General features: G+C 63.7%; 15 protein-coding genes. 5 read left to right on the top strand and 10 right to left on the bottom strand.

Annotated elements, in window-relative coordinates:
- Positions 1–37: 37 nt before the first annotated feature.
- From coxB to OJB03_RS06715, 8 genes are all read right to left on the bottom strand, one after another.
- The gene (gene coxB / locus OJB03_RS06750) at positions 38–985 is read right to left on the bottom strand and encodes a cytochrome c oxidase subunit II (protein ID WP_263786137.1); all 948 of its coding nucleotides are present in this window, start codon (positions 983–985) and stop codon (positions 38–40) included.
- Between the two features lie 116 nt (positions 986–1101).
- Positions 1102–1848 (bottom strand): hypothetical protein, encoded by a 747-nt coding sequence (locus OJB03_RS06745; RefSeq protein WP_263786136.1) that lies wholly within the window; start codon positions 1846–1848, stop codon positions 1102–1104.
- 133 nt (positions 1849–1981) lie between these two features.
- Positions 1982–3244, bottom strand: coding sequence for a hypothetical protein (locus tag OJB03_RS06740; RefSeq protein WP_263786135.1), 1263 nt, complete (start codon positions 3242–3244; stop codon positions 1982–1984).
- Between the two features lie 93 nt (positions 3245–3337).
- Entirely contained in the window at positions 3338–3988 is a 651-nt protein-coding gene (locus OJB03_RS06735) for a c-type cytochrome (protein WP_263786134.1), read from the bottom strand.
- A gap of 53 nt (positions 3989–4041) precedes the next feature.
- The gene (locus OJB03_RS06730) at positions 4042–4647 is read right to left on the bottom strand and encodes a DUF3341 domain-containing protein (protein WP_263786133.1); all 606 of its coding nucleotides are present in this window, start codon (positions 4645–4647) and stop codon (positions 4042–4044) included.
- 59 nt (positions 4648–4706) lie between these two features.
- The gene (gene nrfD, locus OJB03_RS06725) at positions 4707–6104 is read right to left on the bottom strand and encodes an NrfD/PsrC family molybdoenzyme membrane anchor subunit (protein ID WP_423816365.1); all 1398 of its coding nucleotides are present in this window, start codon (positions 6102–6104) and stop codon (positions 4707–4709) included.
- A 172-nt stretch (positions 6105–6276) separates the two neighbouring features.
- Positions 6277–9684, bottom strand: coding sequence for a 4Fe-4S dicluster domain-containing protein (locus OJB03_RS06720; RefSeq protein WP_263786131.1), 3408 nt, complete (start codon positions 9682–9684; stop codon positions 6277–6279).
- A gap of 114 nt (positions 9685–9798) precedes the next feature.
- Positions 9799–10452: a cytochrome c3 family protein gene (locus tag OJB03_RS06715; RefSeq protein ID WP_263786130.1), complete on the bottom strand. Its 654-nt coding sequence runs from the start codon at positions 10450–10452 to the stop codon at positions 9799–9801.
- Positions 10453–11095: 643 nt separating this feature from the next.
- Between OJB03_RS06715 and OJB03_RS06710 the strand changes: the two genes are divergently transcribed.
- Complete coding sequence (locus OJB03_RS06710) at positions 11096–12208, top strand: hypothetical protein (protein WP_263786129.1); 1113 nt, start codon at positions 11096–11098, stop codon at positions 12206–12208.
- Positions 12209–12565: 357 nt separating this feature from the next.
- Here the strand turns inward: OJB03_RS06710 and OJB03_RS06705 are convergent, their stop codons facing one another.
- Positions 12566–14947, bottom strand: coding sequence for a TonB-dependent receptor (locus tag OJB03_RS06705; RefSeq protein ID WP_263786128.1), 2382 nt, complete (start codon positions 14945–14947; stop codon positions 12566–12568).
- Positions 14948–15657: 710 nt separating this feature from the next.
- Here OJB03_RS06705 and msrB point away from each other — a divergent pair.
- Positions 15658–16215, top strand: coding sequence for a peptide-methionine (R)-S-oxide reductase MsrB (msrB, locus tag OJB03_RS06700; RefSeq protein WP_263786127.1), 558 nt, complete (start codon positions 15658–15660; stop codon positions 16213–16215).
- A 173-nt stretch (positions 16216–16388) separates the two neighbouring features.
- On the opposite strand, the gene OJB03_RS06695 is transcribed toward msrB, so the two are convergent.
- Positions 16389–16796, bottom strand: a complete 408-nt coding sequence (locus OJB03_RS06695; protein WP_263786126.1) for a DUF2237 family protein — start codon at positions 16794–16796, stop codon at positions 16389–16391.
- A gap of 289 nt (positions 16797–17085) precedes the next feature.
- On the opposite strand from OJB03_RS06695, the gene OJB03_RS06690 reads away from it, so the two are divergent.
- From OJB03_RS06690 to OJB03_RS06680, 3 genes are all read left to right on the top strand, one after another.
- Positions 17086–18216 (top strand): 6-phosphofructokinase, encoded by a 1131-nt coding sequence (locus OJB03_RS06690; protein WP_263786125.1) that lies wholly within the window; start codon positions 17086–17088, stop codon positions 18214–18216.
- Between the two features lie 39 nt (positions 18217–18255).
- Positions 18256–19413, top strand: coding sequence for a Nif3-like dinuclear metal center hexameric protein (locus OJB03_RS06685; protein WP_263786124.1), 1158 nt, complete (start codon positions 18256–18258; stop codon positions 19411–19413).
- Positions 19414–19653: 240 nt separating this feature from the next.
- Positions 19654–20430 (top strand): zinc ribbon domain-containing protein, encoded by a 777-nt coding sequence (locus OJB03_RS06680; protein WP_263786123.1) that lies wholly within the window; start codon positions 19654–19656, stop codon positions 20428–20430.
- Positions 20431–20458: the final 28 nt, after the last annotated feature.

Genomic DNA, 20458 nt, shown 5'->3' with positions numbered 1-20458 from the left:
TCATCGGGGCCCGACGTCCCCCAACAGGCTCTCACCGCTACTCTTCGGATAGTTCTTTGTCGCTTTTCGTCTTGATAAACTCAACAAGGCCGGATAGCTCACGCTCCGAGAGATTGGCGTACGAGGGCATCACATTCTGGTATCCCTCCACCACCTTCGCCCCCGACTGCAGGATGGACTCCCGAAGGTAATTCGCGTCGGCCGTTACCATCGACCCATCGGCCATTTGGTGGTCTTTCTTCCCGTAGAGCCCCTTCCAGGAAGGCCCGACCATCTCGGAGCCGTCCAGGCTGTGACATCCCTGACAGCCCTGCTGCGTGTAAAGCTTCTCACCCAACTTCGGCAACGGAATGTCGTCCGGCATCTCGGCGCTTTCCAACCACTCGTCAAACCGGGTGCGCGAGACGACCTTCACCTCTGCGTCCATCTCGGAGTGGTTTCGGCCACAGTACTCGGTGCAGAACAGGTCGTACGTCCCCTTCTGGGTTGCCTCAAACCACACCGATGTGTAGCGGTTGGGCAACACGTCCTGCTTTACCCGAAACGCCGGGACGTAGAAGCTGTGGATCACGTCCTGGCTGCTCATGGTGGTCTTCACCGGCTCGTCGGCCGGCACGTACAGGGTGTCCGTCGTAACGCCGTTTGGGTACTCGAACGACCATCCCCAGGACCGGGCCTGAACCTGAACCTCGTACGCGTTGTCCGGGATCGTCTTCTGCGCCACGAACGACTTGAACCCCCAGTTGAAAACGAGTAGGACGAGGATCGTGGGAATCACAATCCAGGAGATTTCGAGCAGCTTGCTCTCCTTGACGGGACTGGGACGCTCGGCAGGATCCTGTCGGCGATACCGGTACATGAACCAGAGCATCGCCCCCACAACCCCTACGAGTAGAACCGTGCTGACGACGGTTACGAAGTTGAAGAGACTGTCGACGGACGACGCCGCGGTGGACGCCGCCTCGGGAAGCCAAAAATCACCCATGTCGTGATCAATCGTTGGTGGAGACGAATTGCTGTCTCATTATAAGGAGCAATCGGTGAGTCTCTCTACGGCCACACGAACGTGACCATCAAGTCCCATGCCGTTGTCCAGTTCTTCTATTCCGAAGGCTGTCGCTTCTGGTACTCTTCCGTCGCGATGAGGTCCATGGCGCGGTCGATCGGAATCCGGTAGGTGCCTTCCTCCTCGTCTACAACCTCGTACTGCTGCAGCTCTTGCGCGGCGTCCATCTCCGCCTCCTTGATGTCGCGGTACTGCATCCGCTCGGCGGCCGCCTGCTCCTCGCTCTGGCTCACCTGTCCGAACCAGCCGAAGAGAATGGCGATGGCGATAAGGATGACGGTGATGATGGAGGCCGAAACGCCCATAATTTGGGTCGCGGCGACCCCTTCGTACGCGACGCCGCGCTCTTTTTCCTTCTCGATCTGATCCTCAAAGTCGAAGGTTTCGGTGGTGATCTTCTGCTCACGAGCGGCGCGCGCAAGCTCCGTCACGGGCTCCTCATCCGAGGCCTCGGCACGCCCCTGCTCGGCCTCCGCCTCCGTGGTTGCGACGAAGCTCTCCACGGGACTCGGATGTCCCCAGTCGCCCTCTTTCTCGACGAGCACCCGCCAGAAGAACGTCCCCCCATCCGTGGGCAGTTGGTTGCCCACCGTGACTGCCGTCTGATCTCCTACTTCGGCGTCTACAACCGGCGCGTCAAAGCGCGCCGTCTCGGCCACTTGCAGGCGATACGCCTCGACTCCCTCAACGGAAGACCAGACGAACGTCACCTCACTCCCGTCCGCCGAAATGGCGTCGACAGGCGTGATTGGCGATGGCGAAGGGGCGTCGTCAGAAGCCATATATTGCGTATCAGGTTGATTTCAGTGTGTCCCTCTGAACGCAGGGGGGGCGGAAGAGGGTCACCACACCGGGTGAAATCACCGGAAAAGCCTGTTCGTTCCGCCTTCCCCCTGTTGAGGCGAGTCGTGCCCACTACATGTTTTCGAACTGAAGTGAGTCGCGCAGGGACGGATGGTTTTGGGGCACCAGGGGATGCCGACCCAGGCGGTACATCAACCCCCCGGCGAAGATTCCCGTTAGTCCCAACCAGCACGTAAAGTCGAGCCAGTGAAAGCCCCCACTCTCTCGAAGCACCGGGAGCACCACCCAGTGCAGATCAAACCAGTGCATGCCAAGCAGCCACACGGACAGCACGGCCATCACCGTCCCGGCCCGTTTCGTCGCCTGCGGGAGCAGGATCAGGAACGGGAGCAGGAAATGAAAGATCACGAGGGCGGCACTGTGCCAGGCCCAGCCCCCCTGCAGCCGATGCTGAAACCACACCGTCTCTTCCGGAATCCCTCCGTACCAGTACAGCATGTACTGACTGAACGCGATGTACGCCCAGAAGATGACAAAGCCGAAGAGGTACTTGCCGAGGTCGTGGTAGTGCTCTGGCGTGATGACGCCTTGAAGCACCCCGCTACTCCGCTGGAGCAGGAGCGAGACGAGCGTGATCGCGGCGACGGCCCCCAGGGCGCCCCCCGCGAAGAAGTAGACCCCGAAGATGGTCGAAAACCAATGGGGGTCGGTGGACATCAAGATGTCGTAGCTCGCGAAGGCGGTGGTCACGGCCAAGAGCGGAAGTCCCCAGGCACTGGTGCTCCGCAGCGCCGCTGGAATCTCAGGATCCGCACTCACGTCCTGGCGGAGTGAGAGGGTGTAGAAGCGGTACGAAATGAACGTCCACACCGCAAAGTATACCACCATTCGGGCCGACCAGAACGGCGTGTTCAGGTATGCACGCTTCCCCGCCAGGATCTCGTCGTACTGGGGACTGCTCGGGTCGTAGAGTTCGGCGTGCGTCCAGTGGTACAGGTCGTGCATCCCAAACAACAACGGCAGCCCCAGCAGGAACAGCAACGGAAACGCCCACACCAGGGCCTCATTGATGCGGTTCACGACCACGCTCCAGTTCGCTCGCGTGAGGTGGTTAAACACAAGGAAGAAGAGCCCGCCCAGGGCCGTAGTCAAGAGGAACGACCACCCCACCAGGTAGGCGAAGAAGAAATCGTCCGGACTCTCCCAAAGTCCCAGGAGGCTGATCGTTAGGAGCGCGATCCCCAGCGCCATCGGCACGATCCAGGCGCGCCGGTCCCCGGCGAACCGGTAGGTCTGTTTCGCGACGTCGCTCGTCGACTGGACCGGATCGACCAGCCACTGTAAAAAGGAACTGCGGTTGATGGAGTCGGGCATGGCATTGAAACGTCAGTTCGGAGCCGCAAGGGCCCTTCGAAAAGGTGGTTCGGAGATCCGGAGCAGCGAAGCCGGGGGCCGCAGGGCCCGGCGCTACTCCGTGCTGGCCTGCGCCGTCGGGCCGCTCTCGTCCTGAACGCCCAGTGCGGCCCGTTCACCCGGCGGCAAGTCCTCGGGGGTGGCGCTTTGGCTGCGCTGGAGGGCGCGGATGTACGCAACGATCGCCCAGCGGTCCATCACGGACACCTTCTGCCCGTAGGCCGGCATGCTGCGCACGCCGTTCGCGATCACGTCGTAGAGGTAGCCGTCCGGCGACCCGCGAAGTCGATCGACGTGATAGCTTGGGGCTGGGGTGTACCCGTAGTCGCCCCGCATGATGACCCCGTTTCCGTCTCCGGTTTTCCCGTGACACACCGTGCATTGAATTTCATACCGCTCTCGTCCCCGCTCCAGGACCTTCCGGTTGACGGCAATTGGGATCTGGTCCACGTAGTCGCCGTCCGCCGTGCGGCCCTTGTAGAGGACAGAGCTGTCGCGGAGCTCGCCCCGTGGCACCGTGCCCGAGACCGGCGCCCGCATGGCAGCCCGGTCCTCAAAGAATGGATTTGCCTCCTGCGGCCCGAACTTGGGCTGGAAGTCCATGTCCAGGTTCATGTGGAAGGGCGGATTGTCCGACTGGGTGCCCCGGCACCCGGCCAAGAGCAGGGCGACGAGCATCAAGCCGGTAACAAACAGGCGTCGCATCGGTGGTGCGGGAAAATCGAAGGAGAGTGCGGGCGGAACGGGCCGACGCGGCGCTACGCATCGACCGTGCCGTCATCTTTGACGAGCTCAAGGTGGCGCGCCCCGAGTCCCTGAAGCATCGCGGCGCTGTCCTCCACGTCGAACTCATCGTCGCTGGCCGCAATGTGCAGGAAAAACCGATCGTCCGTCGCCCCCTTGAAGCGATCGGAGTAGAACAAGGGATTGTAGGGCCGCGGCAGCCCGTTCAACGCAAACATGCCCGCCACGGCTCCGAACGCCGCGAATAGGATCGTCAACTCGAACATGATGGGCACCGAGGGCTCCACGGCAAAGAACGGCTTGCCGCTGATGTTGAGCGGGTAGTCCACCGCGGCCGTCCACCACTGCAGGAGATACGCAGCCACGCACCCTGTAATCCCCCCAAAAAACGTGAGCACGCCGACGCTGGTCGCGTTGCCCAGCCCCATCGCCTCATCCATTCCGTGGATCGGAAACGGGCTGTGCGTGTCGAAGTGGCGGTATCCCTCCTCCCGAACCGCCTCGGCGGCGTGCAGCAGCGCGCCCGGGTCCGGAAACTCGGCGAGCAGGCCGTGGACCTGGTCGGCATCACTCTCAAAGATTCCGGCCTGAGCCTTCAGGTCTTGGGTCAGCGTAGACATGATGTCGCGCGGTGCTCAGTGGAAAGCAGCGATGAGTGAGGACGTCGAGGCGGCCCCGTCTACCCGGAGGCGTCGGCCTCGCCGTTCCGGTACGCCTCGGCCAGGGCCGGCTCTGCCGGCTTGATGTAGGGCTCGCCATCCCCCTCGGCGTGCCCGTCGCCCCCGTGGTCGTAGTGGTGCGGATTGGCCTCCGGCATCACGCCCTTCACCTCCGCCATCGCCACCATCGGCACGAACCGGAGGAAGAGCAGGAAGAGGGTAAAGAAGAGCCCGAACGACCCCACGAACGTGCCGATGTCGACCCACGTGGCCGTGAAGTAGCCCCACGAGCTCGGCAGGAAGTCGCGGTGGAGCGACGTGATCGTAATCACGAACCGCTCGAACCACATCCCGATGTTCACCACGATCGACAGGGCGAACATGACCGGGATGGACCGCCGCAGCCGCTTCGACCAGAAGAGCTGCGGGGTGACAAGGTTGCAGGTCATCATGATCCAGTACGCCCAGGCGTACGGCCCGAAGGCCCGGTTAATGAAGGCGTACTGCTCGTACTCGACCCCCGAGTACCAGGCCATGAAGAACTCCGTGATGTAGGCGAAGCCCACGATCGACCCGGTCAGGAGGATGATGATGTTCATCTTCTCCAGGTGGTCGATCGTAATCAGGTTCTTTAGGCCGTAGATCTCCCGGGTAATCACCATGAGCGTGACCACCATGGCGAAGCCGGAAAAGATGGCTCCGGCCACGAAGTAGGGGGGGAAGATCGTCGTGTGCCATCCCGGGATGACCGACACCGCAAAGTCAAACGACACGACCGAGTGCACCGACAGCACGAGCGGCGTGGCGAGGCCCGCGAGCAACAGGTATGCCTTTTCGTAGTTGCGCCAATGGCGGTTCGAGCCCGTCCATCCCAGCGAGAAGAAAGCCAGAATGCGCTGCCGCCAGAAGTTTTTGGCCCGGTCGCGGAGCGTGGCGAGGTCGGGGACGAGCCCCACGTACCAGAAGAGGGTCGAGACGATGAAGTAGCTCGACACCGCAAACACGTCCCAGAGCAGCGGGCTCTTGAACTGCGGCCACATCGCCATCTGGTTCGGGATGGGGAGCGTCCAGTAGATGGCCCAGACGCGCCCAACGTGAAAGGTTGGCCAGATGAGGGCACAGATTACCGCGAAGATCGTCATGGCCTCCGCGGCCCGGTTGATCGCCGTCCGCCAGTGCTGCCGGAAGAGGTAGAGGATGGCGGAGATGAGCGTCCCGGCGTGGCCGATTCCGACCCAGAATACGAAGTTGACAATCGGCCAGCCCCACCCGACGGGCTGGTTATTGCCCCACACCCCGATGCCGTTCCACACGACGTAGGCAAGCAGCCCGATCAGAAGCATCGCCCCGGACAGGGACACGGCAAACGCCACGTACCACGCCAGCGGCGCCTTCTTCTCCGCGTGCCGCGACACCATCTCCGTGATGTCGTGAAACGACAGGTTGCCCCTGACGAGACGCTCCGGGTCGGCCGCCCCGTCTCCTGCGGGGGATGGGGGCGACTCGGACGGGTCCGTTGGAAGCTTCTTAGATGACTCCACGAATGGATCAGATCAATTCGACGAGTTCGTGTAGGCGACGGCCCCGAGGCTAGGCCTCGACGGGCGCCTCCTCCTCCGCCTCGGAGTCCGAAAGGGCCTCTTCCAGGCGGGAGTTCGTGTTGCGCACACGCCCGAGGTAGGAAAGGCGGGGCTTCGTGTTTAGGTAGGACAGCAGCTCGTAGCGGCGCGGGTTCTTCTTCTCCTCCACCACGTCGCTCTCGGGATTGTTGAGGTCGCCAAACGTGATAGCGTCCGTGGGGCACGCCTCCTGACAGGCCGTCTCGACCTCGTTGGGGCGGAGATCGCGATCTTCGTTGTCGGCCTCCTGCTGGTGCTTCCGGATGCGCTGGACGCACCATGTGCACTTCTCCATGACGCCCCGGTTGCGTACAGTCACGTCGGGATTCTGCGCCATTTGCACCTCCGTCGGCAGCGTCTTGGTCCAGTCGTAAAAGTTGAACCGCCGGACCTTGTAGGGACAGTTGTTTTGGCAGTAACGCGTCCCGATGCAGCGGTTGTAAACCATCTGGTTCGTGCCGTCCGGCGAGTGGACCGTCGCCGCCACCGGACACACGGACTCACACGGCGCGTTCTCGCAGTGCTGACACATGACCGGCTGCGTGAGCATCTCGGGGTTGTCGTCCCCCTCCTCCTCACTCACGTAGTACCGGTCGTTCCGAATCCAGTACATGTGCCGCCCATTGCTTACCTCTTCTTTCCCCACCACCTGCACGTTGTTCTCGCTCGTGCAGGCCACCACACAGGCGTTGCAGCCCGTGCACGTGTTAAGGTCCACGGTCATGCCCCACTGGTTCTGGTAGTAGGGGTTGTTCTTGAATGCCGCCTGATCCTTCGGATGGTTTTCCTCCCAGGCCATGGGGTACTCTTGCTGCTTCTCCACGGGCCCTGGCTCGTCGGAACTGGCCCCACTGTGCTGACCGGCGCCATCGCCCCCGTGAGCGGCCTGCTCGGGCATCTCGGCCGCGCCGTGGGCGTCCGCGCCCGGGCCCGCCTGCAGACCATTGCCCGATACGTCGTGGGCCGCCCCGTCGCCACTGTGCCCGTTCCCACTACCGTGACTCTCCCCGTCGCCGTGCCCCTCGCCCTCGTGACCCAGGTCCGGCACGGGCGGCTGCGACTCGTTGACGAACTCCGGGTTCTCCTTGAACTCGTCCAGGGTGGCCCACCGCACGATCGGACGCCCCTGCATGCTCCCCTCCTCCTGCGTCGTCGCGAGGAGGTACCCACTGCCGACCTTCGTGACGTCGGCCCCGGTGGCCACGCGGCCTCCGTTCGGGCGCATGGGCGCCACATTGCCCCCCACCACGTCCACCGGTTCTCCGGACGAGTCGATTCCGCCCGCGATGGGACTGCCGTTGTAGATGTTTGTCTGATCGCTGGTGTCCCAGAACGGCGTGCTTTCCGATTCGCGGGTGGAGGCGATGGTGCGCCCGTAGCCCATCGACACCCCGATGGAGCCGTCCGGGTAGCCCGGCTGCACCCACACGGGCAGCTCGACGGACTGGCCGTCAAGGGTTAGCTCCACCCGGTCGGCGTAAAAGCTGCCCTCGCGGCGCTGGACATCCACTCCCAGCTCATCCGCCGTCGCCCGACTCATGACGGCGACATTGTCCCACACAATTTTCGAGATGGAATCCGGCAGCTCTTGCATCCACGGATTGTTGGAGAATCGCCCCGCCAGCAACTTCGAGTCCGTGCGGAACACGACCTCAATCTCGTCCGGGTCGGACGCCGGGGCATCGATGGAGGGCACGGTCGCCGTGCCCACCGACGCCGTGTCGTACCCGGACCCCTCCAGATACCCGTCGTGTAGCGCTCGACGCCACCGATCGCGGAACGGCGCCGGGATCTCGCCGCGCCACTGCTCGCGGACCAAGTCGTGGCCGCTGGCGTCTACGCCCGTCGCCGCCAGGTTCAGCACCTCAATGAGCGAGTGTGCATCGTCGTAGAGCGGCCGGATCAGCGGCTGGACGATCGACTTTGTGCCGTCGTAGGCCCGACCGTCGCCCCACTGTTCCAGGTAGTGGGTGCGGGGCAGGTGCCAGCGGGACGCCTGGGCCGTTTCGTTTCGGAGGCGGCCCAGGTGCACTGTGTCGCGCACGTTCGACAGGGCCTCTGCGAAGTTCAGCTCAGACGGGGCGTCATAGACCGGATTGACTCCCAGCATGAACAGGGTGTCCACCTCGCCCGCCTGCATCGACGCGGTCAGGTCGGCCAGGGCCTCGCCCTGCGGCTGAATCTCATCGTCTCCGGTGTCGAAGAGCGTGACGGTGGTACCAAGGCCCCCAAGGGCCTGGTTGACTGCCATCGCGAGGGCGTGCACCTCGGGCGGCTGTCCCTCTCCCGCCATCACTACGCCGTGCTCACCCGCCTCTCGGAGGTCGCGGGCCATCTCCCGGACGTGCAAACGCTCTCTCTCACTCCAGTCTGCGTCCGGCGCCGTCCCCACGCCCAGCTCCGCCGCGAGGGCCGCCGCGAAGGCGGGAATGCGCCCGGCCCGCATCCCGAGCCGGTGATCCGAGCTGCCGCCCGTGGTCGAGTAGCGACTCTCCACCGTGTAAAGCCGGCTCATGGTGTCCTCCACATCGTCCAGGCGCCGGCCCTCCGCAAACCCCTGCGTGTGGTACCCAAAGTCGTAGGTGCGCCCGTCGAGGAAGTTGGCGTCGAGGCTCACGATGACCTCCGCCTCGTCGAGCTCGAAGCGCGGTCGCAGGGGGCGCCCAAAGGCCTGCTGCGTGCCCAGTCGCCGCGGATCGGTGCCCGTTGGGGCGTACGACACCCACTGCAGATTTGGAAAACGATCCGCCATGCGCTGGCGCATGGCCTGCACGGTCGGGGACGAGGTCTCCTCCGCCAGGACCGCCACCCGACGCTGGTCGGCCTCGTTGCCGAGCTGGCGACAGAACGACACGAAGTCGCTCCACGAGGCGGTGCGTCCCTCCTGGCGGACGGATCGGGAGCGATCGGGATCGTATAGGTTGAGCACCGAGGCCTGCTCGTACGGGCTGGTGCCGCTCTGCCCCGCCGGATGGTCGCTGTTGCCCTTGATCTTGGTCGGGCGTCCCTCGTGGCTCTGGGCCACGACCGGGCGCAGCACGCCCCGGAACGGCATGCTCGTGGCGTAGTGGTCCGCAATGCCGGGCGTCACCGCCTCCGGCTCGCGGGCGTACGGCAGAATTTTCTCCTCCGGTCGCCGACAGCCGGCCAGCCCGGCCATGGCCATGGCCGCCCCCATCAACTGCAGAAATTGCCGGCGCGACGCGCCACTCGGGGGCTCACTGTCCCCCGGCACAAACTCCGTGAGGTCGTCGCCGTCCTCGTCGGCGTCCGACTCGGACCAGTGGCGCCAGAAGGTCGGCCCCGACGACTCATCCTGAGCGCCCGACTCTTCGTCACGGGCGGCCGTCTCCGAATCTATAACGTCTAGTTCGATCATACTACGCTGTGACGTTGCGGGTTGAGGGATTGGCACCGGCCCCCGAGCGCTCGGGGGCCGGCGTTGCGCACGACTCGCCGCTCTCGGCGGACCGTACGACACGTCCCTAAGCAATTAGTAGTGGCAGGCGGAGCAGTTGGTAGGCGGCTGAATGCCCTGCTCCTCGATGCGCTCTAGGTTGCGCTCGACAAAGCTGGCCGGCTGGGTGTACCCCATCGTCGTGATTTGGTCGTTGGGCCGGAGGTACTTCTCCGGCTGCCGGTGACAATCGAGGCACCACCCCATCGATAAGGGCTCGGCCTGGTACACTCCGTCCGCGCCCATCTGGTCGATGCGGCCGTGACACGTCTCACACCCAACCCCCTTGTTCACGTGAGACGCGTGGCTGAAGTGCGCATAGTCCGGCAGGTGATGCACCTTGGTCCACTCGATGGGCTCGTTGTTCGCCCAGCTCTCACGCACCGTCAGCAGCTTCGGCGAGTTGGTTTTCACCTGGCTGTGGCACGTCATGCAGGTCTGCGTCGAGGGCACGTTGGCGTGCTTCGAGTTGGCCACGTTGGTGTGGCAGTACTGGCAGTCCATGCCCAGCTTCTCAACGTGGGTGTTGTGGCTGTAGGGCACCGGCTGCTCCGGTTGATAGCCCACCACTTTAAACTCGGGCGAGAAGTAGTACCAGACCAAAAACACCAGAAGAACGCCCCCGAGGACCGAAGCCCCTAGGGAAAGAACGGGCAGCGTATTGGCCTTCTTGGGAAAGAATTGCGGCATACTAGCGAATCGTTCGACAGTGAGCAGTCGGGCACCGCTGTTCTCCCGTCCGAGCAAAAGGACCCATCAGAATTCTTGCCTTTAGACTCGAAGGAAATATATGACGCAGTGGTCAACGAGCCAAGGGCCCCGGCGGCTTTCCACTGAATCCTACCAGATCTATGCCAAACCTTAACGTCTTTGGTGAGAAGACACTCGGTAGGAACGGTGTACTGATATTCTGAGGGTGCGATCAGAGAATGTGAACAATTTAGAACGTATTCACGCTGCTCTTCCTCCCCATCCCCGCGGAAAGCGAATGGTTGAAGAAACAACACAGACCCGTCAGGCCCCGGATCCCTGTCCGAGTTGAGTCCGTGCGCCGCTGGCAGGCCAAAATCGCCTCCGGAAGGCTTTTGGAGGAATCCCTTCTCAACCCGTTCTCACAATTCCCCATCACTCTCCCGCACGCCCAGTGTCTACTGGTTGCCAGGTTCAGCATCCCAGATTCGTCCTGTTCGTCTCCTACTTGATCCTCTTCGGCCTGGGAAGCTTCTCGTCCCTTCGTGCCCAGACGCCGTCTGCGACGCCGGATGCCCCCTCTGGATCGCTCGATCGTTCTGTTCGGGTGTATCTTGATTGTGAGCGATGCTTTGAGTCATACATGCGACGCAACCTCACGTTCGTTGATTACGTCCGCGACCGCAAGCAGGCGGACGTTCACGTGCTCGGGACGCGTCGGCCAAGCGGAGGCGGGGCCTCCTACCGACTAGAATTTATCGGCCGCCGGGCATTCGAAGGCCGGCGGTACGAGCTCACCTACGACGCACGGTCCACTCTAACCCGTGACGAGTTGCGACAGGAACTGGCCGACCGGCTGCGTCTGGGACTCGTTCCTTTCGTGAATCGCACCCCGAACGCAGATCACCTAGAGGTCACATACGATCCCCCGAACGAGAACGACAGTACCTCCGCCCCCCAAACGGACCCGTGGAATCAGTGGGTGTTTGACGTTGGAGTTTCTGGCAGTGCCGACGTGCAGGAGCGCGAGTACAATTACGAGGCGGAGGGAAACCTCAACGCAGAGCGCGTGACAGAGGCCTGGAAAGTGGACGTTCAACTCGACGGTGAGCAGGAGGTCGATGTGTTTGAGCGCGAGGACACGACGGATATCCGTAGCACCTCGGAGGACTACAATTTCGACACGGAGGTCGTCAAGACCCTCGGGTCGAACTCTGGGGCAGGGGTTTCTGGTGGGGTGTTCTCACGCACCTTCACCAACATCCAGATCGCCACGCGCCTCCGGGCCGCTGCCGAGTACAACCTGTTTCCCTACTCTGTCTCCGACCAAAAGCGAGTTACCTTTACATACCGAATCGGCCCGGAGTACCGAACGTATCGGGAGGTGACCGTTTTTGGCAAGCGACGGGAGACCCTTCTTCAACAGTCCGCCGAGGTCAACCTGCGACTCAATCAAACCTGGGGGTTTGTCTTCGCAGGGGTGGAGTGGTCGAATTACTTCCACGACCTCTCGAAAAACAGCATCGATTTTCGGAGCTTTCTTGACGTTCAGCTGATCCAGGGGCTTTCACTGCGCCTCAGTCTCGATGCCAGCCGGACCCAAGACCAGCTTTCTCTTCCTGCAGGCGACCTGTCGGAGGAGGAGGTGCTTCTGAGCCGTCAGGAGCGGGCCACCAGTTACGAGCTCAGTGGCTCAGTTGGCCTCTCGTACACCTTTGGGTCGATATACAACAACGTCGTGAACACCCGCCTGTAGTCTCTTCTCCGCCCGCGCTTCGTCCACACGAGCCGCCGGCCTGTATCACGCGCCCACTCGTGCGGGTCGTCCCCACGAGGAACGTGCGGTTCTGTACCAACCGGTGGGCCTGCGTCTCGTGCTGACGACCACAAACCGGGACTCTCCCTTCTCACCATCTATTCCGCGACGACTCGATCTGGGCCTGGGACGAGCCCATTCCCGACGCCGGGCCCAATTCGTCTCCCGTCGTCGACTGACACTCCTCCGCTCAAGCCAAGCACCCAACCGCTCCACCATTGGAAGACGCGTTGCCATCGACCCGTCCAGCTCACGGTTTTCACACCACCAGTCAGGGAATGAGGAGCTTCGCCCAGATCAGAAGTCGTAGTTGATACCCGCAAAGAAGATTCGGCCCGCCTCCGGTATAGGTATTCCGGAGTATGGGTTCTTTGCATTCAGATGGTTGACGTGATCAACATTGGTGACATTGGTCACACCTCCCTCGACGGAGATGCCGCGTCCCACCGTAAGGCCGCCTTTGAGGTCAAGGGTGACGTATCCCTCAGTGGAGGTCTCGCCAAGCACCGCCGCCACCCGGTCTTGCTCCACGGCTCCTCCGAGCGTGCTCTCCACGTAGAAGCGACCCTGGGGCGGCTCATAGCGGACCCCAATGTCCCCGCTCAGAGGCGCAACACCCAGCGCCGGCTGGCCGGTTTCCAGGTTTTCCCCCCAGAGGTAACTTCCGCTCACGCTTGCTGTGATCGATCGGAGCACCGCCACCGACGCCGACATCTCACCGCCGTAGAAGGTGGCCGTCCCGTTGGCGTAGCGAAACGGCCCTTCCGCGAAGATGGGCAGTGGCAGCATGGGCTCCACGTCCGGCGCATCTTGGAGCGTGATGTAGTTGGAGATGCGCCGCGCAAAGCCGCCCGCCGTGAACGAGACCCGGTCGTAGCGGGCCTCCAGTTCGAGGTCAGCCTGCCAGGACCGTTCCGGGTCCAGCCGCGGATTGCCGATAAACTCGGCACTCGTTTGCGCTTTATTCGACGGAAAACGGTCTGCATAGCGCTCCAGGGCACTAGCGGAGCGCACCGCCGTCCCGCCTCCGGCCGAGAGCGTCCAGGCCTCCGAGAGCGGCGCTGTGAGCATCAGTGCACCGCTCACGTTGAATTCCCGCTGGTCGAGCGCATCTGCATCCAGCGACCCGCTGCCCGGCTTGGCAATGTCGAGATACACGTCGGTCACCTGTTCATCGTCGGCCCCGGCCCAGACCATGTCCGCGCGGACAGTGCCGGTGGCCTCAACAGTCCCAAGCAGGCGCGTGGCTTGCGCGAAGACGCCCGCGTCAGCGGTGGAAACTCCCGGCCAGATCTGTTTGCTGTACCGGTCGATTGCCCCCGCCTCAGATGCGGGGACTCGCCTCCCCATCATGATAACCTCGAAAGGCCGCTCGGCATCGCGGTGGGCGCGGTACCCGTCGGCACCGATCTTGAGCCGCAGGTTCTGCGAGGGCGCCAACTTTGTGACCACGCGCCCGCCGAGTGTTGTGATGTCGGCATTGACGGCAACGCGCAGCGGCGGTCCCGGAAAATTCTCCGAGGCGTAGGTCACCTTCCCGTCGTTGTTCATCGTATGCAGGGTCTGGTAGCCATACGCCTTCGCCTCAACCGAACGCACCAGGCCGTTGCCCGGAGCATACTCGTACCCGAGGCGGGCGCGCCCGGTTTTGAAAAACTGGGCGTTGAGCAGGCGGCCGGGGTAATCGACATCATCCTGTCGCTGGTAGCCGCCCCCAGCGGTCAGGCGCTGATTCTCACCGAGTTTGTAGCCGATCTTCGCGCGGAGCTCGCGGTTCAGAAAGTCGGCGGGCACCGACGTCCCGTCTCCGGTCTCGTAGTCGTTGCCCGTTCTGTAGGCCCCGTCAACGCGGTAGGCGAAAGCGTCGCTTCGCCCACTGGCCGTGCCCGCCACGTCGTAGGAGCCAAAGTTGCTGTCGTAACCGGTTTGCAGCTGTCCGCTCAGGCGCTCACCGCGGGCCACGTTGAAAAGGCTGTTGGTCTCCACGCGAATGGCGCTGAGCTGGCCGCCGCCCCAGGTGAGCGCGTACGGGCCCTTGGCAACTTCGATGCTCTGCATGGTCGAGGGACCCGTGTGACTCAGCGGCGAGTCCATGCGCGCTGGACCGGCCGGGAAGGTGCGCATCCCGTCCACGTAGACGCCCACCTGCCCCGAGCGTAGCCCTCGCACAACCGGATCGAGACCGACGGGGCCCCGTCGCACCGCGCTCACCCCCGACATCGTGCGCAGAAGCTCACCGCCATCACGCGGATTGGCCTCCCGAATGTCAGCCTTCTGGAGTTGCTCGGCAGGTTCGGAAGCAGTGGGTGCGGCCGTCACCTCGACAGCATCGAGGCCGACTGTCCGTGGAGAAAGAGCAAACCGGACACCGACGGTTTCGGCGGCGGACACCTCGACCTCACGCGAACGGGACGCGAAGCCGACGAAGCGCGCCCGTACGGTGTAGACTCCAGCGACGAGCCCATCAACGGTGAAACGCCCATGTGGCCCGGTACTCGTGCCGCGCGGCCTGGCATCATCACCGGATCCTTCGACAATTACGTTGACGCTGGGTAAGGGGCGCCCCGTCTCTCCATCGGTGACTTGACCGGTGACGGTCCCGGACGACTGGGCCGCGGCGGCGGGAATGAAAGTGAGAGCAATGAAAGAGATGCATGCAAAAACGACGTAGCGATCCATAAGAGTCCTCCAGGTATTTAGGGGTGCACGGACGACCTCATCCGTGCGGGCATCCGAACGACGCGAGTACAGGAGCACACCCGCCGGTCAACTCAGGCGCGCAGGAGCGTCGTTCGGGGAGGACGAAAGATGTCGTCGCCGAGGCGCTGCGGTGGGGGGAGCGGCGACAGAGGTAGAAGCGTTGTTTCGGATACAAGCGGGCCTGGTACAGCAGTCGGGGCACTCGGGGTCTGCCATCTGGGCACCGTCACAACCGCTAGGACCCGCGATCCGCTGTGGCACGCTCGCATGACCGGGCCCTCCGACTCAGTGTCGGGATTGGTGTGGGCGCAGGTGCAGGGTCCGTCCGGACTGCGCGGGCACACGTCGTGCTGAGCATGCGCACACTGTTGATGGGCCCCCAGCGCCTCGTAGGCCGCCTGCATAAGGCCCTGGACGGGTCCCTGCATCAGCAAAGCCCCGACGAGCAGGACGGACAGGGTCCGCCCCCATCGAGGAAGCCGGAATGCACCCAAGCCTGCAGGCATAGCGGAGGAGGGGGTTAGAAATGAGTAATGATTGTTACGTCTTACTACGCCCGCAGATCAACCTACCCCCCTCATTTTCGTGTCATTTAGTGTATTTTCGCGGAGCTGAGGGGAAACTGAAACATTTCGGGGGCCAGTCCCCCATACCCTGACACTGCCGTTGTATTTAATCCCGACATCCCAATGGACCGCAAAACATTTCTCAAGCATCTGGGGTGGGCTGCCGTGGCGCCCCTAGCGCTGACTGCGTGCAACCCGGGCCGATCAACCCCAGCGTCCACTTCCGCCCCCGACACACTCGGCGTGCACTCCCTCCCCGAGGATTTTCCTCCACTGGATGCGTCTGAGGAAGAGTGGCGGCGCCTTCTGACGGAAGACGAATACCAGATTCTTTTTGAGGCGGGAACCGAGCCGCGCAGGTCGAGTCCACTGCTCAACGAGACCCGGACCGGCACCTACATCTGCGCCGCCTGCCGTCTGCCGCTGTTCTCGTCGAAGACTAAGTACGAGAGCGGGACGGGCTGGCCAAGCTTCTGGGCCTCGCTCGACGGTCAGGTCGACACGAAGAAGGATACGAAGCTGGGCTATACCCGCACTGAGTACCACTGCGCCCGCTGCGGCGGCCATCAGGGCCACATCTTCGAGGACGGACCGGACCCCACCGGCCTCCGCTACTGCAACAATGGCCTTGCCCTCTCCTTCGTCCCGGCCGATGCCCCCCTGCCCGACCTCCGCACCTGATGCACTCTGATCATCCCGACGCGGTGAGGGCCTCTAGCGTCCGGGTCGTTGGTGCCTAGAGACTCTGCGAGACGCCCCCCGACCCTCTTCTGTATCGCCAATGCTCGTGGGGGTGTGCTTGCATCCCCTAGGTCTCTTCGGGGGACCTGACATCTGGTACCGACACTGAGCACTCACGCGTCCTGGGCCGCGTCGTCGTCCGACGACGGCGCATCGACGGCGTGAGCCTTCAGCATCTCCAGATCCACGGCCTTGAGGGCCGCCTCGCTAGTGGCCGCCAGCACGACGGGCGGGGCCGCGCCGGCCTCCACGGCCTCCCGCCACCGCGCCGCACAGAGGCACCACTGATCCCCAGGCTCCAGCCCTGGAAAGTCCATCTCTGGACGTGGCGTCATAAGGTCATTGCCCTGGCGCTTCGTATACTCCAGAAACGCCTCCGTCATCTCGGCACACACCACGTGACTGCCTGTGTCGCGGGGACCCGTTCGGCAGTGGCCGTCCCGGTAGAATCCGGTCTCTGGATCCATCGAGCACGCGCGGAGGACCCCGCCGAGAACATTTCTCGACTGCTGAACCTTCATGAGACGGGTTGATTTTGGAGCACGTCAGTGAGTCATCTATGATCACCTGCGCGATTTCAACGCGCTGGCGGAGCCGGAGTTTTTCGGCGACCCGTGATGGTCCGAACCGCTCTCAGCACCCTTCTACCCCCCCGTGCAGAGGCAGGAGCGCTTGCGTTCCTCCGAACGAATCCTTTTTTCGCATTCCCCTTGCACACTTCCGGGCCTCCGCTCATAAGACCACCAACTAAAATTTTAGTCCCGGGCTCGTGTCCGTTTCGGTTCTTCTTTCAAATTCCTGCGCCGCCCCATGGCCAGTGACTCTCTTCGCGTCGGCGTTCTGACCGGCGGGGGCGACTGCCCCGGCATCAACGCTGCGCTCCGTGCCGTAACGAAGAGCCTTACTCTCCAGCACGATGCGGAGGTGCTCGGCTTCCGGGACGGGTTCCGCGGCGTCGTCAACCGCAACGTCGACCCCCTCCACTACCGCGACGTGAGCGGCATCCTCACCCGGGGCGGCACCATCCTCGGGGCCAGCAATAAGGCCGACCCCTTCAACTACCTTCCCCGGGGGGGCGCCGACGTGTCTGCCCAGGTGATGAAGACCTACCGCAACCTCGACCTAGACGCCCTGGTGGCGATTGGCGGTGACGGGACCATGTCCATCGCCAATCGACTTACCGACCTCGGCGTCGACATCGTGGGCGTGCCTAAGACGATCGACAACGACCTGGTGGGCACCGACCGCACGGTCGGGTTCGACACGGCCGTCAGCACCGCAACCGACGCGATCGACCGCATCCACACGACGGCACAGAGCCACCACCGGGTGATGATCGTCGAGACGATGGGCCGGTACTCGGGCTGGATTGCCCTTCACGCAGGGGTCGCCAGTGGAACCGACGTGATTCTCCTGCCGGAGATCGAGTACGAGGTGGAAAACGTTGCGGACGTGTGCAGGGACCGCGAGCGGAGTGGCCAGCGCTTCACAATCATCGCGGTGGCCGAGGGAGCTCGGGGGAAGAAGGAGGACTACGTGGTGCAGGAGCGGGGCGAAGAATACACCGACTCCATCCGCCTCGGCGGCATCAGCCGCGTCCTCGCCGACCAACTGCGGGAGCACCTCGACACCAGCATCCGGACCACCGTCCTCGGCCACATGCAGCGGGGCGGGTCTCCTACGGCGTACGATCGAACCCTCGCCACGGCCCTGGGCACCCGCGCGGCGGCCCTGGTCGCGGAGGCCACCACGGGCGTCATGGTTGCGGTCCAGAACGATGCCTTCACACAGGTTCCACTCGACGAGATCGCCGGCAAAACCCGAACCGTGCCCCTAAACGATCCGCTCATTGCCTCCGGGCTGGATGTGGGCACTTCGTTCGGGGTCCCGACGTCAGAGGTGTCTCCTCGCGCCGAGCCCGCCTCTCCCATCCACCCGTAGCGACCACCGCACTGCTCCTGATTCCGCAACACGTGTTTTATGAGTGACGCGCCCGCCATCGCCGACATCACCTCCGCCCTCGAAGCCTGGGCCCCGCCCGGGTCCGCGCAGGACTACGACAACGTCGGCCTGCAGGTGGGCGATGCATCCCGACCCGTAACGTCTGCGGTGCTGGCGCTCGACGCGACGCCAGAGGTGCTGGCGGAGGCGAAGGACCAGGGCGCCGAGCTCGTGATCACCCACCACCCTCTCCTCTTCCGGCCGCTCGACGGCGTGACGGCCGACGACTATGTGTCCAACTTGGCCCTCCAGTTCGCGGAGGCGGGCGTCGGGCTCTACAGCATCCACACGAACCTCGACGCGGCGCCGGAGGGCGTCTCGTTTGCCCTCGCCGACCGACTGGGGCTGACCGACGTCGGCTTCCTCGACGGCTTTGAAGACACGCTCTACAAACTAGCTGTCTTTGTGCCGGAGGACGCATTCGACGGGGTGCGGGAGGCCCTCGCCGACGCGGGCGCCGGCCGGATCGGCGACTACGAGGCCTGCGCGTTCGCGTCGGAAGGCACCGGCTTCTTCAAGCCCGGCGCCAGCGCCGACCCCCACATCGGGACGGCTGGGGGCGCGGTGGAGTCCGCACACGAGCGCAAGCTCGAGGTGGAGGTGGCCCGCTGGAACCTGGGCACCGTGATGGCGGCCCTGCAGGAGGCTCACCCCTACGAGGAGGTGGCCCACGACCTCTATCCCGTGAAGCAAAAAAACTCGCAGACCGGGCTCGGCGCCCTGGGGCACCTGGAGGAACCGATGCCGCTTTCCGCGTTTCTCGAGCGCGTGGCGACGCGCCTCGACGCCGGCAGCCTGCGCTACGCAGGCGACCCCGACGTGACCGTCGAGCGCGTCGCCGTCTGCGGCGGCGCCGGGAGCGACTTCATCGGCACGGCCCGGGGCGCCGGGGCCGACGCCTACGTCACCGCGGACGTCAAGTACCACGAGTTCTTCGACGTGCTCAACCGCGACGGCACCCCTCAGATGGCCCTCGTCGACCCCGGCCACTACGAAACCGAAGCCCTCACTGAGGCCCTGCTCCGCGACCGGCTCCAGGGGCAGTTTCCCCGAGTCGACTGGCACCGGACGGCCACTACCACCAGCCCCATGCGCACGTTCGTCCCGACGAGCGACTCCTCGAGCAACCACTCGTAGGAACATCTCCAGAGACGGACGTCCAACATTCTCGGTGTGATTGGATGCCCCCTACGCACGACCGGTGTGTACCGTCGTTGCCCCGAGACGGTCGCTCAGACGGGCTGACCTCCCGGCCTGCCCCAATGTTTTTGCACGAAATGAAAGAAGTCCCATATGGAGGTATGAACCTCCGTCCAGTGTGAATGTACATGTTGGGTGGTGTTCATCCGCGCTCAAATGATCAAAAACAGCTAGTCTATGCCGACTGCCCGAAAGAAAAAGACGGATGTGGAGGATCAGCTCCGTGCCCTGGTCCGGCTCCAACATATTGACAACCGGATCGACCAGATCCAGAAGCTCCGCGGCGACCTCCCCGCCGAAATTCGCGATCTGGAGGACGAGAAGGCGGGCCTCGAGACACGCCTCGACAACTACGACGAAGAGGTCCAGGAGCAAAAGGTGGCCAAGCGGCAGGCCGAGCTCGACATCAAGGAGGCTGAGGGCCTCATTGACAAGTACGAGGAGCAGCAGCTCGAAGTCCGCAACAACCGCGAGTTCGACGCGCTCACGAAGGAGATTGAAAGTCAGGAGGAGCGCATCGCCGAGGCCGAAGAGACCATCGAGGAGGCCGAGGAGACCATCGAGTCGAACGAGGGGTCCATTGAGGAAACGCAGGAACGCCTCGACGAGCTCGAGAAGGTACTCGACGAGAAGCAGGACGAGCTCGAAGAGGTCGTCGACGACACGGAGGACGAGGAGAAGACTCTCGAGGATCTCCGGGACGAGGCATCCGAGAAGGTGGACAGCCGCTACCTCAAGGCCTACTCGAAGCTCCGCGATCGCCTCCGCGACGGCCGGGCCGTCGTGCCGCTCAAGCGAGGCGCCGCCGCCGGCTTCGCCGTCCCGCCGCAGCGACAGGTCGAAATCCGGAAGCGAAAGACCGTCGTCGCCTGCGAGCACACCGGACGCATCATCGTCGACCAGGACCTCTACAACGAGACGGTCGACGAAATGAAGGAGACACTCGACCTTTAAAAGCGCAGCCGCCCGCCGAGGCCGCTGC

The organism is Salinibacter grassmerensis, from assembly GCF_947077765.1.
Taxonomy (GTDB): Bacteria; Bacteroidota; Rhodothermia; order Rhodothermales; family Salinibacteraceae; genus Salinibacter; species Salinibacter grassmerensis.
This window is presented reverse-complemented; position numbering and strand designations above follow the sequence as displayed.

Coding starts and splice junctions, on each gene's coding strand:
- msrB (WP_263786127.1), top strand. CDS start 15,658: ATGGACCGCAAAACATTTCTCAAGCATCTGGGGTGGGCTGCCGTGGCG.
- OJB03_RS06705 (WP_263786128.1), bottom strand. CDS start 14,947: ATGGATCGCTACGTCGTTTTTGCATGCATCTCTTTCATTGCTCTCACT.
- OJB03_RS06720 (WP_263786131.1), bottom strand. CDS start 9,684: ATGATCGAACTAGACGTTATAGATTCGGAGACGGCCGCCCGTGACGAA.
- nrfD (WP_423816365.1), bottom strand. CDS start 6,104: ATGGTGTCGCGGCACGCGGAGAAGAAGGCGCCGCTGGCGTGGTACGTG.
- OJB03_RS06710 (WP_263786129.1), top strand. CDS start 11,096: ATGCGACGCAACCTCACGTTCGTTGATTACGTCCGCGACCGCAAGCAG.
- OJB03_RS06735 (WP_263786134.1), bottom strand. CDS start 3,988: ATGCGACGCCTGTTTGTTACCGGCTTGATGCTCGTCGCCCTGCTCTTG.
- OJB03_RS06695 (WP_263786126.1), bottom strand. CDS start 16,796: ATGAAGGTTCAGCAGTCGAGAAATGTTCTCGGCGGGGTCCTCCGCGCG.
- OJB03_RS06715 (WP_263786130.1), bottom strand. CDS start 10,452: ATGCCGCAATTCTTTCCCAAGAAGGCCAATACGCTGCCCGTTCTTTCC.
- OJB03_RS06690 (WP_263786125.1), top strand. CDS start 17,086: ATGGCCAGTGACTCTCTTCGCGTCGGCGTTCTGACCGGCGGGGGCGAC.
- OJB03_RS06745 (WP_263786136.1), bottom strand. CDS start 1,848: ATGGCTTCTGACGACGCCCCTTCGCCATCGCCAATCACGCCTGTCGAC.
- OJB03_RS06680 (WP_263786123.1), top strand. CDS start 19,654: ATGCCGACTGCCCGAAAGAAAAAGACGGATGTGGAGGATCAGCTCCGT.
- OJB03_RS06740 (WP_263786135.1), bottom strand. CDS start 3,244: ATGCCCGACTCCATCAACCGCAGTTCCTTTTTACAGTGGCTGGTCGAT.
- OJB03_RS06685 (WP_263786124.1), top strand. CDS start 18,256: ATGAGTGACGCGCCCGCCATCGCCGACATCACCTCCGCCCTCGAAGCC.
- coxB (WP_263786137.1), bottom strand. CDS start 985: ATGGGTGATTTTTGGCTTCCCGAGGCGGCGTCCACCGCGGCGTCGTCC.
- OJB03_RS06730 (WP_263786133.1), bottom strand. CDS start 4,647: ATGTCTACGCTGACCCAAGACCTGAAGGCTCAGGCCGGAATCTTTGAG.